The sequence below is a fragment of the Blastopirellula sediminis genome (assembly GCF_020966755.1).
Taxonomy (GTDB): Bacteria; Planctomycetota; Planctomycetia; order Pirellulales; family Pirellulaceae; genus Blastopirellula; species Blastopirellula sediminis.
In genome coordinates this window covers 1,481,776-1,497,967 of record NZ_JAJKFT010000004.1, presented here as the reverse complement: position 1 = coordinate 1,497,967, position 16,192 = coordinate 1,481,776, and the positions used below count along the sequence as shown (strand labels likewise).

The 16,192-nt window shown below is 58.8% G+C and carries 16 protein-coding genes and 1 tRNA gene; 9 read left to right on the top strand and 8 right to left on the bottom strand.

What is annotated here, in order from left to right:
- Window positions 1-2: 2 nt before the first annotated feature.
- A complete protein-coding gene (locus LOC68_RS09730) occupies window positions 3-614 on the top strand; it encodes a non-canonical purine NTP pyrophosphatase (protein ID WP_230218112.1) in 612 nt (203 codons plus the stop codon).
- A gap of 98 nt (window positions 615-712) precedes the next feature.
- Window positions 713-2,182, top strand: coding sequence for a sodium:solute symporter family protein (locus LOC68_RS09725; protein WP_230218111.1), 1,470 nt, complete (start codon window positions 713-715; stop codon window positions 2,180-2,182).
- A 29-nt stretch (window positions 2,183-2,211) separates the two neighbouring features.
- On the opposite strand, the gene LOC68_RS09720 is transcribed toward LOC68_RS09725, so the two are convergent.
- Together LOC68_RS09720 and LOC68_RS09715 are read right to left on the bottom strand one after the other, a co-directional pair.
- On the bottom strand, window positions 2,212-4,470 hold the full coding sequence (locus LOC68_RS09720) for a zinc-ribbon domain-containing protein (protein ID WP_230218109.1): 2,259 nt from the start codon (window positions 4,468-4,470) through the stop codon (window positions 2,212-2,214).
- A 126-nt stretch (window positions 4,471-4,596) separates the two neighbouring features.
- Window positions 4,597-6,894, bottom strand: a complete 2,298-nt coding sequence (locus LOC68_RS09715; RefSeq protein WP_230218108.1) for a prenyltransferase/squalene oxidase repeat-containing protein — start codon at window positions 6,892-6,894, stop codon at window positions 4,597-4,599.
- Window positions 6,895-7,252: 358 nt separating this feature from the next.
- On the opposite strand from LOC68_RS09715, the gene LOC68_RS09710 reads away from it, so the two are divergent.
- The 6 genes from LOC68_RS09710 (at window position 7,253) to LOC68_RS09685 (ending at window position 11,238) form a co-directional block, all read left to right on the top strand.
- Window positions 7,253-7,326, top strand: a tRNA-Met gene (locus LOC68_RS09710).
- A gap of 119 nt (window positions 7,327-7,445) precedes the next feature.
- Complete coding sequence (locus tag LOC68_RS09705) at window positions 7,446-8,654, top strand: tyrosine-type recombinase/integrase (RefSeq protein WP_230218107.1); 1,209 nt, start codon at window positions 7,446-7,448, stop codon at window positions 8,652-8,654.
- Between the two features lie 111 nt (window positions 8,655-8,765).
- Window positions 8,766-9,308, top strand: coding sequence for a hypothetical protein (locus LOC68_RS09700; RefSeq protein WP_230218106.1), 543 nt, complete (start codon window positions 8,766-8,768; stop codon window positions 9,306-9,308).
- Window positions 9,309-9,362: 54 nt separating this feature from the next.
- Window positions 9,363-9,842: a hypothetical protein gene (locus LOC68_RS09695; protein ID WP_230218105.1), complete on the top strand. Its 480-nt coding sequence runs from the start codon at window positions 9,363-9,365 to the stop codon at window positions 9,840-9,842.
- A gap of 63 nt (window positions 9,843-9,905) precedes the next feature.
- Window positions 9,906-10,217, top strand: coding sequence for a DUF1580 domain-containing protein (locus LOC68_RS09690; RefSeq protein WP_230218104.1), 312 nt, complete (start codon window positions 9,906-9,908; stop codon window positions 10,215-10,217).
- Window positions 10,218-10,332: 115 nt separating this feature from the next.
- The gene (locus LOC68_RS09685) at window positions 10,333-11,238 is read left to right on the top strand and encodes a hypothetical protein (RefSeq protein ID WP_230218103.1); all 906 of its coding nucleotides are present in this window, start codon (window positions 10,333-10,335) and stop codon (window positions 11,236-11,238) included.
- Here the strand turns inward: LOC68_RS09685 and LOC68_RS09680 are convergent.
- From LOC68_RS09680 to LOC68_RS09650, 6 genes are all read right to left on the bottom strand, one after another.
- Window positions 11,134-11,952, bottom strand: coding sequence for a hypothetical protein (locus tag LOC68_RS09680; protein WP_230218102.1), 819 nt, complete (start codon window positions 11,950-11,952; stop codon window positions 11,134-11,136). The two genes, LOC68_RS09685 and LOC68_RS09680, sit on opposite strands and share 105 nt — an antisense overlap.
- Before the next feature lie 85 nt (window positions 11,953-12,037).
- Window positions 12,038-12,208, bottom strand: a complete 171-nt coding sequence (locus tag LOC68_RS09675) for a hypothetical protein (RefSeq protein WP_230218101.1) — start codon at window positions 12,206-12,208, stop codon at window positions 12,038-12,040.
- 357 nt (window positions 12,209-12,565) lie between these two features.
- Window positions 12,566-13,501 carry a hypothetical protein gene (locus LOC68_RS09665; RefSeq protein ID WP_230218097.1) on the bottom strand — a complete coding sequence of 312 codons (936 nt, stop codon included), beginning with the start codon at window positions 13,499-13,501 and terminating at the stop codon, window positions 12,566-12,568.
- 79 nt (window positions 13,502-13,580) lie between these two features.
- Complete coding sequence (locus tag LOC68_RS09660; RefSeq protein ID WP_230218095.1) at window positions 13,581-15,065, bottom strand: AAA family ATPase; 1,485 nt, start codon at window positions 15,063-15,065, stop codon at window positions 13,581-13,583.
- A gap of 44 nt (window positions 15,066-15,109) precedes the next feature.
- Window positions 15,110-15,304 carry a DUF2997 domain-containing protein gene (locus LOC68_RS09655; protein WP_230218094.1) on the bottom strand — a complete coding sequence of 65 codons (195 nt, stop codon included), beginning with the start codon at window positions 15,302-15,304 and terminating at the stop codon, window positions 15,110-15,112.
- Window positions 15,301-15,669 (bottom strand): DUF1257 domain-containing protein, encoded by a 369-nt coding sequence (locus tag LOC68_RS09650; RefSeq protein WP_230218093.1) that lies wholly within the window; start codon window positions 15,667-15,669, stop codon window positions 15,301-15,303. Before LOC68_RS09650 ends, LOC68_RS09655 begins: the two co-directional genes overlap by 4 nt.
- Before the next feature lie 272 nt (window positions 15,670-15,941).
- On the opposite strand from LOC68_RS09650, the gene LOC68_RS09645 reads away from it, so the two are divergent.
- Entirely contained in the window at window positions 15,942-16,190 is a 249-nt protein-coding gene (locus LOC68_RS09645; protein WP_315858994.1) for a MerR family transcriptional regulator, read from the top strand.
- Window positions 16,191-16,192 lie beyond the last annotated feature (2 nt).

Below are 16,192 nucleotides of genomic sequence, written 5' to 3'. Positions count from 1 at the left end.
CGATGAAGCTCCCCTTCCCTGCACTGCTGATCGCGACCGGCAACGCGCACAAAGTGCAGGAATTGGAGACTTCGCTGTCGCCGCTAGGCGTTCCGCTACAATCGCTCCGCGATTTCCCCGGCGCTACGCCGGTTGTTGAAGATGGCGAAACGCTTCGCGAGAACGCGCTGAAAAAAGCGATCGGCTACGCCCAACAGACCGGCCAATGGGTCTTGGCCGATGATACCGGGCTGGAAGTCGCCGCACTTGGCGGAGACCCCGGCGTTCGGTCCGCACGCTATGCCGGCGACAACGCGACCGCGCAAGAGAATCGCGCAAAGCTAGTCGCGGCATTGCATGACGTCCCCCTCGCCAAACGAGCTGCCCGCTTCGTCTGTCACCTGGCGATCGCCGATCCTACCGGCGAGATCTTTTGCGAAGCGATCGGCGAGTGTCATGGACGCATCCGCGATGAGGCACGGGGACAATTTGGCATCGGCTACGACGCCCACTTGGAAATCGTCGAGTATCGCCGGCGTCTTGCCGAGATGAGCCCCGCCGCGACGCGATTGATCGGCCATCGCGGCAGAGCGACGCAGCGGCTGCTGTGCGAAATCTGGCGACGGCTTCGGTGAGCGAACCATCGCTCCCTCTATTCGCTAGGCAAACCCCGCTTTACCAGATTAAGATAACGCGGCTATACCCCATGTTTTTCTGGCAGGAGCGGCGGTGAATGGAAATAGGCGTCGGTCTGAAATGGACGTTAGGGATCGTTATTGCGATCTACATCATCGTGATGTACGCGCTGGCGTTCGTCGCCCAGGGGAAAGTCGAGAGTAGCGAAGACTATATCGTCGCCGGGCGCAAGCTGCCGTTGTCGTTGGCCTGGATGACGCTACTGGCGACCTGGTTTGGCGCCGGGACGCTGTTGACCGCCGCCGACGAAGTGAGCGCCGAAGGCCTGCAAGCGGCGGCGCTCGATCCGATCGGGCCCGGGTTCTGTCTTCTGCTGGCCGGGCTCTTCTTCGCCGGTCCGCTGTGGCGGATGAAGTTGCTCACGCTTCCCGATCTTTATCGGCGCAAATATGGCAGCTTCGCCGAAGTGGTCGCGTCGCTGATCATGATCCCCAGCTACTTTGGCTGGATCGCCGCGCAGTACATCGCCCTGGCCAAGATGCTCGAACTCTATTTCGGGCTCGACCTGACGATCGGCATAGCGGCGGTCGCGATCGTTGGCGCCGGCTACACCGTCGCCGGCGGCATGTGGTCGGTGACGCTGACCGACGCCGTACAGATCTCGCTCGTGCTGCTTGGCCTGATCGTCCTGGCGTTCGTCGTCCTGTGGGAAATCGGCGAGGGACAACTGCTGGCTGGCTACACCAAGATTCTCGCTCAGACGCCTGGCGAACACCTGCAAGTGGTTCCGCGACATAGTGCGTCCGCATTCTGGGAATGGGTCGCCGTCTTGATGGTCGCGACGCTTGGCAACTTGCCGGGACAAGACCTGATGCAACGGGTCTTCGCCGCCAAAAGCGCCCGCGTCGCTCAAGGGGCCTGCTTGATTGCCGGCGTGGCGTACTTAAGCTTTGGGCTAATCCCGGTGGGACTCGGCCTGGCGGCGAACCTGCTGCCGCACGAGATCGAAGCCAGCGTTTTGCCAACATTAGCAGCGGCGTTTCTCAGTCCGCCGGTAGCGATCATCTTCGTCTTGGCGCTGATGTCGGCGGTCCTGTCGACGATCGACAGCGCGATCATCGCCCCTTCCAGCGTCATGGCCCAGAACCTGCTCAGCCGCTGCACCAAGATCGAACCACTGCTGCTCAATCGCATCGCGACGCTCATCGTCGCGACCGGCGCGCTGGTGATGGCCTACACTGGCCAAACGGCGTATGAACTGCTGGAGGGCGCCTACGCAATGACGCTGGTCGGGCTCTTCGTGCCGCTCGTCTTCGGCATCTATACCGATCCGCGAAATCGTTGGTCTGGCCCTGCCAGCATGTTGGCCGGCGCGATTGTTTGGGGGCTTCATCAGCCGCGGGGATACGAAACGTTCTTAGAGCCATGGCTGGCCGAGACGTTTCCGGTTCCGCTCGAGATCGCCGCCACCGGAATCTCGCTGTTGGCGTACTTTGTCTTTGAACCTCCGTGGCAAATGCGCTGGGCGAAGCCGCCGGAAGAGATGGAAAGCAACCAGGCCAGCTAAAGGCTGGCCCGCAGCGCAAGCGGCGTCTACTACTCAGGAATCGAAATCGACTTCAAGCGAATCGTTCGCTCCTCGACCAATACCTCCGAGACCTCGCCGAAATCAATTTGTTTGGCGAGTTCAGCGATGTCGCCGCTGTACTTGATCTGCGTGATCGTTTGCCGGCCGATTCCTTGACTTGAGTAGTTTTTGGTGTCGACCTTACCTTCCAGCCGGCGCAACATCTCCTTGAATTGTTCGGACTTCAGGCTTGGCATTTCTAGCGTCACCGTATTCTCGGCGCCAACCTGATCACGAAACGAAGAGGAATTTGGCGGACCGAATCCTGGCCGCATTCCGCCGCGGGGAGGACCAAATCCAGCAGGGTCAAGCTGGCCGCCACCGGACGCACCCGTCTGCCCCCCATTTTGCATGGCCGCAGCGCGGTCCCGTTCCGCTTGCGCCAGCTTTCTATCGCTGTCGCTTTCCTCGACGACTCTCGCTTCAATCGGCGCTTCCATCGGCTCGGCCTCTGGCTCGCGGTTAAGGCGATCGACGCCGATATCGCCGGCGCCACGAATCGTCATCCCCCGTTTCACCGCACGAAGATCGTCGAATTGCTCGTCAAAGCCTCGCCACGCCGCACGCAGTTCTTCCGGTTGCACCTGGTTGCGTCCTGGTCTGGCGCGCTGCTCGGCATGGGCGCGCTTCACCTTGATGTCGTCGAATCGCGGCTGTTGCATCGTTTCCAATCCCGCCTGCAGATTTCGATCGAGTTCATACATCGGGCTCAGGTGTTGAATCAACTTTTGAAACCGGCCGTTCAGGTTGCGAATATTGGCAATGATCGTCGCGAGGTCCCCTTGTTCCGTGATGATGGAGATCACGATGTCATTTTTCGTCTCGAAAATGGAAATGTACTCCGCGTTAATCAGACGATGCTTGGCGAGGTCCGTTGTGACCGATCCTGCGCCGGTTTTCGTCGACTCGATCCCAAAGGAGACGTCGAGGTCCGCCGCCCAAAAGTCCATCGCCGCCGAAATGAGTTGATTCTCGGAGGAATCCAGCACCTTCTTATATGCGGCAGTGTGGCTATTGTCGCGGGAATAGGGCTTCCCATTTTGCAGCGTCTGCAATTCAAGGAGTCGATCATACGGCAGCACCGGAAGATCACGCAGCTGATTGGTCAGGTCGCGCATCCGACCGGTCATTCCCTCCAGCTTCGCGACCAGCACGGCGGGATCGCCTCCACGCTGATAGTCAACAACCGCGGAAACAAACTCCGTCCGCAGGACGTACTGTGCATCGGCGATATCCCCGTAGGAGCCAACGTCGCCTCCACTTTTTGCGCCGCCTGACTCGCGCCACGGCGTACTCGTCGTTGGCGGAGGCGATTGCGGTTCTGCTGGGGAAGATGGTTGCGGAGACGGAATCGATGGCTGGTTCGATGCGATATCTGCCGGCTTCGCCCCGCCGTCGCTTTTTGGGGATGCGGCCACTTGCCGATCATGACGCTGCCGCGCTTCGGCGACGGCCACATCAATGGCGCGTCCGGCCGCCTGAAAATCTAACATCACCTGAACCATTTCGGGCGAGCGAAAGCGGCCCAGGTTTTCGGCCGAAGCTCGGAAGCGCGGTTCGAGCGGCGCCATTTGTTGTCGGACGTATTGCCGCAGTCGTTCGGTACGTTCATCGTCTAGGGGCGGGAGCTTCCCAATCCTATCAGCGAGGCCGTTAATCTGTCGGTTGACGGATCGGGCCTTCTCTAAGAACGCTGGAACCTGATCTTGGTTTTGCACAGCTTCGCAGGCCTCCACGAAACTCACTAGCACCACGTACTGCTCATCCGCCATCTTCGTATGCTGGGCGTATGCCTGGTCGGCTGACGCGTTGGAACCTGAAAGCCCAGCGACGCCGCCAAGATTGCCGGAGCCGAGAGCCCCGATTGCGGAGATCGCCACGACGACCAGGATCGCCAACATCGCGACCGCTCCACCGCCGATGGCGACCATCCCCCACGGGAATTGCTTGCCAGACGATTTCCTCCGCGGCATAGCTCCTAGCGGAGAAGCCCCGGTCGACGAGGCGCCAAACGAATCGGACGACGCGGCTGACGAACTGCCGAAATCACCGAATAGATCATCGACCGTCGGTTCCGGCTTTGGGGCGGCTTGCGGCGCGGGCTTCGTTACCTTGGCGGTAAACTTCTGACCGCACTTTTTGCAGGTGACGGCTTTCCCGTTCGCGTCGGCATTGGGGAGTTGGTAGCGAGCCTGGCAGTGAGGGCAAACGAGGAGAAAAGCGTTCATACGTCTCTAGGAATGAGAGAAAAGGCGGGGGCGTCCCTCGACAGTATACCAACCCGACGGAGGGGACGCGATGCGTAAATTCCAAGCCACAAAGTCGACTTTGCGGGACGCCATCTCCGCGTGGCTTTACTGCAGCGAAAGGACTTCCGACTTCGAGTAGATCGGCAGATGCCGGTAATAGACTTCCAGCATGTAGACGCACAAGCAAGTCATAAAGAGTCGACCGCCGATCACGCCGTGCTTGTCGCCGTCGGGCGACCAGCTTCCTTTGTCGCTGCCGACCTTCACCTGCTGCTCCGGAATCGCCTGACGCATAACTTTGTTCCAGTTCTGCCAGGCCGAACCTTCGAAGTGATGCGCCACCTGCGTCCCGTAGTACCAATAGTAGACGTCCGGCTCTTTCCAATTGACCGGATTGGAGACCAGGAAGTCGACGCCGTCTTGCAGACGCGGATCCTCCTGCTTCCATCCCAGATACTGCCGGCAGAGCAAACCTTCGGCCGTCATCGACAACGTCGGCGGCTGGTTGCGCGTCGGTTGATAGGTATAGCGAGCGCCGTTCTCTTTCGCGACGCTATCGAGAAACCCGCCAACTCGCTGCAAGGTATCTTCGGGAACGTTGAGCCCGCACATTTTGGCGCTGGCGAAAGCAATCACGAACCAACCAGTCACCGACGTATCGGCGCCATCCCCCGGCGTGTAGCGCCAACCACCTTCGGGAGATTGAATCCGCACCGCATAATCGATCGCGCGCTGCGCCGGCTTGCGGTACTTTTCGTCCTTGGTCATACCGTACAGTTCGCACAGCGCGATCGTCGCTTGAGCTTGCGTATAGAGGCGATGCTGATTCGCCATCTCGCCGCTGATGAACGTCCCATCGTTGTCCATTTGAGACAACAGAAAGTCCCAACCGCGCGACACTTCTTTGGTGTAGGCGCCGTCGACCGTCGTGTGCCCTGCTCCCTGAAACGCCAAAAGGGCCATCGCCGTAGCGGCGATATGATTCTCGATCCCAGCGCCATCCTTGTAGGGGCCCTTCAAACTCCACGAGCCGTCGCGGCGCTGATTGCGTTTCAGCCAATCGAGCGCTTCCTTGACCGATTGCTCGGTCGTCGCCGTTCCACCGTACGCTTTCAGCAGCGCCTTCTTGCCGCCCCCTTCGCCACGGAAGTTGAATTCGACGCCAGGCTTTTCGACCTCCTCTTGTCGCGACTTGGTTCCGGTCGCGGCAAGCGTGGTGAGCGCTTCCGGCGGAGGCTGTTCCGACTCGAACAACGTGATGTCGAAGCCGACGACGTCGTCCTCCATCAAGTCGTCTTCGTCCAGAATCATCATATCGAGCTGTTCGCCAAGACGCTCTGCGTAAGTCGCCTCCACAACGATGTTCTGTTTTGAACGCGGCGTAAACACGAACATCGCCAGCGCGAGCACCAACACAAAGTGAGCGATCGTGCTGATCATCCACGGCGGCATCATCCGCGTCGACTTGGCGGTCAAGTCTTCCGCGGGCGCCTCATGCTCGGAGACCTGAAGTTCGGCGCTGACGATCTCCGGCGCCGTTCGCTTCGGCGCTTGCCGCGGCAAGCCCTTGCGATCAGTCGGAATCTTCTCGACCGGCGCTGATTTGTCCTCCGGTTTGCCAGCCGTTTTTTCTTCACGCTTTGATGCCGGCGGAGCTGGCTTCGCTGGCGGCGCCGACTTTGGCGACTCCGCTGGCTTGGCGGCAGGCGTTGCGTTCGGAGTTTCTTTCGCCGCGGCTTTTTTCTCCCCGGGCTGTTTCGTCTGTTTCTTCGCGGGTTTCGTTTCACCGCGCCATTTGGGCGGCTCCTGCTTCTCACTCGGATCGCGCGGCTTTTCCTGCTTCGCAGCAGGCGGCTGTTTCGCGCTCGGAGAAGTCGGCGGCTTCGGTGCAGCAGGCGCTGGTTGCTGCGGCGCGGGAGACTTCATCGCAGGCGGTTCGACTGGCGCGCTCGGCGGAACCAGCGGCGCTTCGCTTGTCGGCGGAGGAGTTGGAGGCCCCGGCGGCTGCGGCGCACTTGGCCACTGCGTCGGATACTGCCCTGGATATCCTGGCGCTCCGTACGGAGCCGTCGGCGGATATTGTCCCGGCGGAGGATACGATCCCTGCGGCGGATACTGCCCTTGTGGCGGATAAGGTCCAGCCGGCGGATACTGACCCGGCGGACCATACTGTCCAGGCTGCGGGTATTGCGAAGGCGGGTATTGCGGTGGCTGAGGAAATTGCCCCTGCGGCGGAAAATAATTGGGAACCTGTTGCGGCGGAGCGTGTCCGAAAGAGATCGGCGCTTTTGCCTCGTCACCGCTCGCTGGTAGCGTTGGCGGCGGAGTCGGCGGCTGCGAAATCGGCGCAGGTCGCTTTTCGGGCGACTTGTTGCGGTCTTTCGGATGTTCTTCGCTCGACATCCACAAGCTCCAAGACCGCTATACCTAAGACGGCCAAAATACCAGCGAAAAAAGGGGTTACGTCACTCTACCAGTCGGTTTTTTAAGCGGCAAGGAACCGGCAATGTACTCATGCCGCCGCACGAGGAATTCGCGCCGATTTTGTCGATTTTGACGAGTCCGCCTGCGTCGTTCGTGATCGCGGCTTTCCGCGTCGAAAACCAACATGCAAGCATTCGCGACGTATTCACGAGACAATCGCGGACCGAATTAAATCGCACACGAATTTTTTCGGCCGGTCCCCTGGACACTGATCACAGTTCCTTTACAATTCACCACTTCCAACAGCGGCCATCACGTCGCTAGTAGGAGTTAATGTCGCGGGGTGGAGCAGCTAGGTAGCTCGCGAGGCTCATAACCTCGAGGTCGTCGGTTCAAATCCGGCCCCCGCCACTTTTTTTAAGCTTGGCTGACGCAAGAGCTTAGAACGACTTGCCAACGGTTGGCAATGCAGCCTGAAACCACAGAAAAGTGCGTAGTACTACGCAGTTCTGTTTTCAGGAGTTACTGCAATGCGAAAACGGCGAGTTCCGAAGTACTGTCATCACGCCCCCTCTGACCAAGCGTACGTTCGGGTTTCTGGCCGAACGATCTACCTGGGGAAGCACGGCTCCAACGAGAGTCATGAGGCATATGGTCGCCTGATTGCTGAATTGGCGACCTCCGACCAAAAGTCAACTCCCCACCGCCCTGTTGATGCAAATGACCTCGCATTAGCAGAACTATGCGAGGCCTATCAGAACCACGCCGAGCAGTATTATCGCAAAGGGGGCAAGTTATCTCCCTGGATCAATCACATCCGGTTGGCCACAGAACGACTTTGCAAGCTTTATGGGACGACTCCCGCGGTGGAGTTTGGTCCCCTGCGATTGAAAGCTTTTCGCCAAACGCTCATCGACACCGGCAATTCGCGACGCTACATCAACAAGTTGATCGCGATCATTCCGCAAGTCTTCAAGTGGGGAGCATCGGAGGAATTGGTCCCAGCGTCAACTTACGAGGCCCTGCGAACCGTCGAGGGTCTGAAGAAGGGACGAACCACGGCACCGGAAACGGAGCCGATCCTGCCGGTCGCGGATGCAGTCGTCGACGCGACACTGCCGTTCCTCCCTTCCGTCGTCGCCGACATGATTCGCATTCAACGATTGACTGCCGCTCGTCCAGGCGAAATTTGCAGCCTACGTCCCATCGACATCGACCGTAGTCAACCGGTCTGGCGATACGTTCCCGAGACCCACAAGACCGAGCACCATGGCCGCCAACGCGTTATCTTCATCGGACCACAGGCCCAGGAAGTGCTTGCCCCCTACCTCGAGCGCGGCCTGGAATCGCATTGCTTTTCGCCTCGCGATTCGGAGGTAATCCGCCGAGCGGAACTGCATCGCCGACGCGTGACGCCTATCAACTACGGCAATCGACCTGGGACCAACGTAAAACAGGTCAAACGCCGCTCGCCCAAGACTTCTTATTCCAAGGATAGCTATCGCCGTGCGATTGCACGTGCCGTCGTGCGGGCCAACAAGGAACGCCCAGGCAAGCCTGAACCGATCCCACATTGGCACCCGAATCAACTGCGTCATACAGCCGCCACGGATATTCGGCATCAATTTGGGCTAGAGGCCGCCCAAGTTATCTGTGGACATGCGTCCGCGGACATCACGCAGGTTTACGCTGAACGAGACCTCACCCTCGCGGAGGAAATCGCGCGAAAAGTCGGGTAAATCCGCCCGCTGAATTTTGTCTCCGTCGCTTGCTCCTCGGCGATTTGCCAGTTACGCTCGGTTCTCACGAGTGCTCAAATTGGCTGATCTTGACCTAGTGCAAGCGACCAAATGAACGGGAAGAATTCGGTTGACCAGGCTGCGGTGCAGACGTCACCCTCGCCAAACCTAAAACCTTGGGCAGCTTATGTGCTTGGGCACGATTGTGTGTTCATCCGAAAGTGGCAAGTCTTGTGCGGTTTCTTCCGCGGCGAGCAGGGTACAGTCAATGCCGTACCAAATGCGGTGGCGGAAATCACAGACTCACTCGAGATACTGAAGGCAGAAATTACAAGTACGACCGCGAAAAAGATCCAGATAGCCTGCCGGAAGCTTGTAGAACTCACTCAACCTCGCAAGACGCCCAAAGGCCGGAAATATACCGAGTACCATTTCTTCCACGAGTCCAGTTCAAAGGGCTATCCGGAATGGTCTCAACTGATGTCTCTTTCAGAGACCATCGTAGGGCCGATGAAGCCTTGGCAAGAGTTAGGGGCCGCTGTTGCACGCTTCCGCTTGAAACTTTCAATCACCAAAGATAAAGCGCAACTTGGAAGCGCGATCTCATTGAAAGAAGTATTGCGACGATCTGCGGATTTAGTTGAACAAGGCTGAGATAGCCAACCTGAGGTCGTGGACCTTGCTCGCATTGCCTTGAATAAGCCATGGATGCCGATCAGGGAAACGCTCGCAAGCGTCGTTGACACTCCCGAACAGGACCTCAGAGATGATCCGGCTCAGCTACCACATATTGCGACGATTGCTAACCAGACGATTGATCTCGATCGCCGCATTCGCGACTGCCTCGCTCTGGGTATTGCAAGTCCGTCGCAATCACAAGATGTCGCGTATTCAAAAGCCACTGAGCCAACCCTTGAACTTCTCACGCCGCTTCAAAGGGAAATACTCAAAGTGCTTAACGGGAAAAACATGACGAAACAACAACTAGCCGATGCGGTTTGTGGAGGCGACGGATCTCGCCTCTACAAAAAAGGCGGACTAAAAGAACTGATGAAAAATGGACGCCTTTCAAATCAGCGAAAAGGAAACGTCGGCTACTATCGACCAGATTCGCCACCTTTGGAATTGTTACAGTCACCCGCGACTGGTTTCCCCCAACTATCGACTAAGTTGACACCTGACTCCTAATCTCATTCTTGCTTAACTAATCGCAGTTATTCGCGTTCTGCGTTTTATTGCGAGACCACAAAAATGAGCATTGAGATTTCTTCTGAGAGCCTCCTCTCTTTCGCCGAAGCCGCCCGGCGTCTCCCAGGTCGCCCGAATATCAGCACCCTCCACCGCTGGCGACTCCACGGTATTCGCGGCGTCAAGCTCGAATCTGCTTTGATTGGCGGGCGACGCTACACAAGCGTCGAAGCGTTGGAGCGCTTTTCGATGCGCATGACCTCAGTTGCTGAGGGGAAGCCGATCCCTTTGCGCAGCGAACGCCAAAGACAAAAAGCCATCGATCGGGCTATGGGCAAAGTGTGCCCTCGCGACTTCAAAAGCGATCGCCCCTAAATAGTTGAGACCGCCGCGGATACCGCGGCGGTCTCATGTCTTTTCGTTGTCCAAGACGCCGCCAAGCAGATCTCTGGACCAGTGCTCAATCCATAACCCTTTAAAGGCAGGACACATGCCTATTGTACCCACTCCGCACGCCGCCGTCACGTCAAAACCTCCGGAACTCGTACTCCAGATCGCGAAGAAGCGCGAGACGATTCAAATCTCGCAACTTCGTAACCGTGAGTTCCGGCTCCAGCTCGATGAGCGACTCCAGTCCAACTACGGTGACGTCGCTATATCTTTGAAGGCCGCACTGAAATGGCCGGCCGACGATCGCCTTGAGGCTTTGGTGTTTCTCGCCGCACACGACGAAAAGGTCGCTTTTCACGCGGGCAAAGGGTGTACCGCACGATCCTCATTGTTCGATGCCATTCTGCAACTGATCCCCCGGGGCAACGACATTAAGCGTTACGAGGTCGCTAAGGTCGTCTCTTTGGAAACCGCGGCCTTGCTTTATCGAAACGCGATCGACGTCGCCTGCAATCGCATCCTCTCACGGCTGCGGGAACTCGGCATCAAAGGAGAAAGCCAACGAGACCTCGTAAGCCACGCGAAGCGAATCTCGCGGGAACTCGACGGATTTCTCAACGCCGGGTACGAGGGAGACGATCGCACGCTCGCCGAGATGTTCTCGGACCTACCGGTCGATGAATCCTTGGCGATCCCCACTGGTTGGATAGTAACTCCCGAAGGGGTAGCTCGTCGCGGGGAAGCGATCACGATTCCTGCCCCTGTGATTATTTCTGCCCGCCAACAAGATATCGACGAGGAAACCGAATTCTTGACGATCAGTTGGCTGCGTGACGGAGTTTGGAAAAGTAAGACCGTTTCCCGCGGAGCAGTCGCCAATACGCGACTCGTCGTGGAAGAGCTATCGCCGTCTGGCCTGCCGGTCTCCGGGCAGGTGCTTCAGCGAATCCAGAAGAAACTTGGCGTCGGGCTCAGAGACAGTGAGAAGCGTTGGGGCCTGCGATGAATCCTGGAGCATCGAATCGATCTCCGGAAAACGCTTGGTTCGCTCGATTTTCAGCCACAGCGCCCAAGGCCCCGTCCGGATGACTGCCCAGTCTCCTGCAACGCCAACGTCGACGCCTCGATGGCCGCTCAAATCCGCGCAATCGAAGACCTTGCTGGCCGGCATCAGGATCTCACCTTCCCAGGGAAAATCGAAACCGCCGATGGCCAACAGTTGCCGGCCATCGGTGGCGGCGATTTGTCCGTCGCTTCCCCGGAGCCGGAGATGGCTCAATGCATAACGCCCAGACTCCCGATCGGTTGTGCCGCACGCAGTTTGGATCGCGGTGAGCAACTCTTCGGAATTAGAAGACCACGAATCCGGCGTCGTGGGTACGTCGTCCGGTTCTTGGACCGGCGATCGAACCGTCTGAGGAATTCCAGCCTGAACCCACGAAGCGACCACCTGGTCGCCTTCCGGTTGAATGGAGACCTCGGACGCCTTGCCGGCGTCGCACTCACGGAACAGATCAAATGAGGCCGCAAATTTGCATGACGCGAATTGGCCAGCAACAAAATGCTCGATCCTGCTGTTGTCGGTGATGACGCGAATTCGCAAGCCAGCATGATTCGCGTCGAAATTGATGTTGGGGCCGGGACGCCGTTTGCTGACGCCAAGCCCCTTACGCACGATGGTGCGTAGTTGGTGAAGTACAGTCCCTGATATCGTGATCATCTTGCATGGTCCTTGTTGTGGAAAAAACGCCACGGCTCAGTTGCGATGGCGTTGTGAAATCGGCTACTGACGGTTGGCGGAAGCTCTAGGCGTATCGCCGCCGATCAACCTCGTCCCAGTCGACGAGCTGCGGAACAGCTTCTTCGTCCAGGTCGAATTCATGCATTCCGACGATTTGAAAGCCATGTCGGCGAATTTCGCGAAGGTCATCTCCGGTTGCGGCGGCGACGAGTTCGTTGATCTGTATTTGCGTCATGCGTAATCTCCAAAAGTGAGAAAACGCCGCCCCGAGTCCGAGGCGGCGTGATAAAAACACCGCCCGAAGGGGCGCAAGAAGTTGAGAAAAGGAGAGAGGCCTAAGGAGCGTTGGGGAGCCAGTGCTCTTCCAACCAGGCGCGTTCGGCGTCGAGGGCCTCGCTACGACTTGGAAACGGTCCTAGGATCGGTCCGTCTACAGGGGACATGTCCGCGGTCCATTGGCCATCCGCCGTGGGCTCGACATGGCTTCCGCGAGCGATCGCCAGTTTGCCCAACGCCCTGAGATCCACGAACTCGCCATAAATGCAATTTGTCGAGCCGTCTGGTCTGACAACAATCTGCATGACCGGCTCCTTTAGCGAGGCCGGCGAAGGATGTTGCGGCGAGGGCGATCGACCAGCAATTGGTCCAGGCTGGCCTGGACTGCGGACATCTGGCTGGCGACACGTTGACGCAGCGTTTGATCGTCCCGCAGCTGCTGCGGCTCAACACCGCGTACAGCGTTCTGAGCCTGCTCGACCAATTGATCGAGCTGCTCGTTGGAGCGGACGTTCAACTGGCGGAACTTGCTGAAGAAATCGCTGAGATTCGTGACGACCGAGTCGCGGAAGACTTTCGGCTTGCCATCGATCTGGCCGCTAAGCCGCTCGGTCATGTGGTCGACGAGCTGGGCCAATTCCCCTGTGAAGGCCTGTTCGGCCAGCTCCACCGCCTCCTCAAACCGGGACTGCATGCGCCGGCATTCGGCCTCGTACAATTCCGGATTGATCTGCCGCAAATAGGCCGGCGCGTCGACGGACGGATAGTCCCTTTCGATCGCAAACGCTCCGACCAGCGATGGCGGGTAATCGTTCCAGTCGAAAAGATCTCCCAGGCGATCTCGGGCCGCACTTCGCAGTTCGTCGTAGTGTCGATCCAGCTCGGCCACAGCGTCGTCCAGCTCTTCGCGAAAGCGGTCGATCTGGCCGTCGAACTCGTTGATCATGTCCTGCCGGATTAGGCGAATGCCGGTCTCCGGAAAGGGCAGCGACACCCCCTTCCAATACGAAATGGCCCGTCCACGAATGGCGGTCACTTCCTTGAACTTCGGGTGATTCGTGTCGAGCAACTTCTTCGCCGCCGAAACGAATTTCCCCTCCGCACCAAACGAGTCAGCCGCCTGGTCCCGCTGCTGCGGATTGAGGGACTTGCGGACGCCTAGCCAGGTAAAACTGAGGCGTGCCGCCGCCATGGTCATCCGCAGCCGCTCAGGCGGCGATTGCGATCGGCGTTCATCAAGCATCGTAGACATAAGGGTTCTCCATAAAAAAAGCCGGCGAACACCTCCTGGGAGACATTGCCGGCTTGCTGAAATGAAATAAGTGTTGCAGCTAGTTGGCCGAGGGATCGCGGCTGACGCGACGCCTCGACTTCGGGGCTTCGCTCTTGTGTTGAAAGATGCCAGGCTGGCTGGCTGAAAGGCAGCGACCGCTTGCCCAAGCGCGGAGCCCTTCGATCGACTCCGCGGCCGTTACGGCGACAGGCACCACGTTCTCCGCGGCCTGGGCCAACGGAAGATCCAGCAATGCCGCCAAGCGGCAGCAAGACTTCACCTCAGCCCCGGTCCAGTGGGCGTCGTCTGGTCGTGATTGGTCGGAATCAATCTCATACAGATCGCGATAAATGGCCCAGATGCGATCCTTTTCTTCGCGGCTGGGCAGGTCGAGAAAGAAGACGCCATCGAATCGTTCACTTCGTGCGAACTCTGGCGGCAGCTTCGAGACGTCGTTTGCAGTGCAAACCACAAAGACGTCCGACTCGTGATCATTCAACCACGACAAAAACATGCCGAACATTCGCGAAGCGACGCCGGAATCGCCGATGCCATTGACGCCGGCAAAAGCCTTTTCGACCTCGTCGATCATCACCACAGCCGGAGCCATGGCGTCGATGATCCGCAGCGCCTGACGTGTTCGCTCTTCCGACAAACCGACGAGCGACCCCATGAGACTGCCGACGTCTAGAATCAAAACAGGCCGACCGACCTCCTTCCCAAGCGCCTTACAGAACGCGGACTTGCCGCAACCAGGTGGCGACAGCAACAGAACGCCGCGAGCCCGCTTTCGCGGATTGTCACGGCTTGGCTGCCGCAACACCCGCCTGGTAAACGCCTTCAACGCCGCCATACCTCCCAGGCCGTCGAAGTCCTGCGTGCCGCGATGCAGCGACACCAATCCGCCCTTCAGAAGCGACTGCGATTTCAGCCCCCAGATCGTATCGGCCGTGACTTGCTGCTGGCGAACGAGCGAGAGGCTGAACGCATTCTCCGCCTCCACCCGCGTCAGGCCCGCCGCGGCGTCCAGGATTTGCTGGAGGGCCGGATCTTCCGGCAGCTCTCCCGGCTCCGTCGCGATCCCGCGGGCAATCTCCAGGATCTGCTGGCGATCCGGCAGGGCGTGCTCCAGCACCACGAACATCTTTTCGAGTTCGGGTGGGATTTGCGTGATCGGTGCCAGAACGATCAAAATCGTCCGAGTCTGCTTGCCGGCCACGATCTGCCGGCTGAGGGCCTGGATGACCTCGGCGGAGCCAACGAACCGGTGGAAGTTCTGGAGCACCAGCAGACTCGTTTGATCGGGCGACGCCATCGCCCCCGCCGCTCGCACTGCCGTCAGCGGATCGCCCGCAGCTGACTCCTGGCTGCCTTGGCCCTCAGCTTGAAATCCGCACTCAATATCCCAATGCGTCATCACCCAGCCCTCGTCGCGACAAAGCTGGGCAATCTCGGCGATGGCCTCCTGGTGCTCGTGCGATTCGATCCAGGCCCCGGTAAAGCAGGCTCGGACGTATTCCGAAAGTTGTTCTCGCAGGTTCAATGCATGCCTCCTTTTAAAAAGTAGTTTTGAATTCTGGGTGGCAATCAGTAGTTCTGCTGCCGCACCTGTTCGCTCTCCGTCTGCTGGTAAAATGCCCCAGTCAGCTCCTCGCCAGTTCGCTGCCCCAACGCCGATTCCACAAACTGGCTTGCCTGGCGACAGTCGGCCCCGGTGAAGCCCTTGGTCTCAACGCGAGTCCCGCCATCCGGCGCGACGATGATTTCGATGGTCTTGCTCACGCGGCACCTCCGATCTGGACGGTCAACTTGATCGAGCCATCCTCCAGCGGCTGCTCAAGGACTGTATGCCCCCGACGCCTCGCCTCCAGCGAGGCCTTCTGGACGGCATACGCCTGAAGAAACGCGTCCAGCCGGGCTTGCTCGCCCCAGCGGCCGCCGTAGTTGTCGAAGTGAACATGCCCGTTGGCCGTATCGCAGACCACCGGGTACCGCCAGCCAGGCAGCTCAATCCCCAGGCCGGCCGCCTGAGCCGAAAACAACTTGAAAACGCCCTGCGACGGCTGGGGCAGCTTGAGCCGCTCACAGGCAGCGCTGACCGCTACGGGGTCACGGACCTCGGTTTGAATTCGGACGATGTGGGACATAGGTAACCTCCCTTGGAAATTGGAACGGACAAGAAATGCAAAAGCCCCGAATCGACGATCTGATGTCCGATCCAGGGTTGAGGTGTTGTCGCCAGCAGCTAAGGCCGCGGCGTTCATGTTTCTTGACGCGAAAACGGCCAAGATTTAGCTCGACGAATCTCCAATTTGCGGAGCATCTCGAGCCGTGCCCCTAACCGGCCCGTTTCCGCTAAAATCACCCCCACCTAATTGCTCCTTGGTGCAGGTGTTGGTAAAGTTTGCACCATTGAGAGATGCCACTCCTTAGGGCGACATGGGGACCCGCTGTGAGCGTCAAAGAAATGTATGTGAAGGTCCATGAGGCCTCGGAAATCTTGGGCGTTGCTCCAAACACGGTTCGGAAGTGGGGAGCAGAGGGAAAGATTCCTGAGCACCGGCACCCGATCAACGGATACCGCCTTTATAAGCGCGAAGACTTGGAGCAAGTCCTGCTCGAGCTTGCCCAGTCCGCACAACAAACGCCAAAACGCAAGGCGAAGTGAAG

Coding starts and splice junctions, on each gene's coding strand:
- LOC68_RS09730 (WP_230218112.1), top strand. CDS start 3: ATGAAGCTCCCCTTCCCTGCACTGCTGATCGCGACCGGCAACGCGCAC.
- LOC68_RS09700 (WP_230218106.1), top strand. CDS start 8,766: ATGAACGGGAAGAATTCGGTTGACCAGGCTGCGGTGCAGACGTCACCC.
- LOC68_RS09715 (WP_230218108.1), bottom strand. CDS start 6,894: ATGTCGAGCGAAGAACATCCGAAAGACCGCAACAAGTCGCCCGAAAAG.
- LOC68_RS09680 (WP_230218102.1), bottom strand. CDS start 11,952: ATGATCACGATATCAGGGACTGTACTTCACCAACTACGCACCATCGTG.
- LOC68_RS09690 (WP_230218104.1), top strand. CDS start 9,906: ATGAGCATTGAGATTTCTTCTGAGAGCCTCCTCTCTTTCGCCGAAGCC.
- LOC68_RS09725 (WP_230218111.1), top strand. CDS start 713: ATGGAAATAGGCGTCGGTCTGAAATGGACGTTAGGGATCGTTATTGCG.
- LOC68_RS09685 (WP_230218103.1), top strand. CDS start 10,333: ATGCCTATTGTACCCACTCCGCACGCCGCCGTCACGTCAAAACCTCCG.
- LOC68_RS09675 (WP_230218101.1), bottom strand. CDS start 12,208: ATGACGCAAATACAGATCAACGAACTCGTCGCCGCCGCAACCGGAGAT.
- LOC68_RS09705 (WP_230218107.1), top strand. CDS start 7,446: ATGCGAAAACGGCGAGTTCCGAAGTACTGTCATCACGCCCCCTCTGAC.
- LOC68_RS09650 (WP_230218093.1), bottom strand. CDS start 15,669: ATGTCCCACATCGTCCGAATTCAAACCGAGGTCCGTGACCCCGTAGCG.
- LOC68_RS09695 (WP_230218105.1), top strand. CDS start 9,363: ATGCCGATCAGGGAAACGCTCGCAAGCGTCGTTGACACTCCCGAACAG.
- LOC68_RS09720 (WP_230218109.1), bottom strand. CDS start 4,470: ATGAACGCTTTTCTCCTCGTTTGCCCTCACTGCCAGGCTCGCTACCAA.
- LOC68_RS09645 (WP_315858994.1), top strand. CDS start 15,942: ATGCCACTCCTTAGGGCGACATGGGGACCCGCTGTGAGCGTCAAAGAA.
- LOC68_RS09665 (WP_230218097.1), bottom strand. CDS start 13,501: ATGTCTACGATGCTTGATGAACGCCGATCGCAATCGCCGCCTGAGCGG.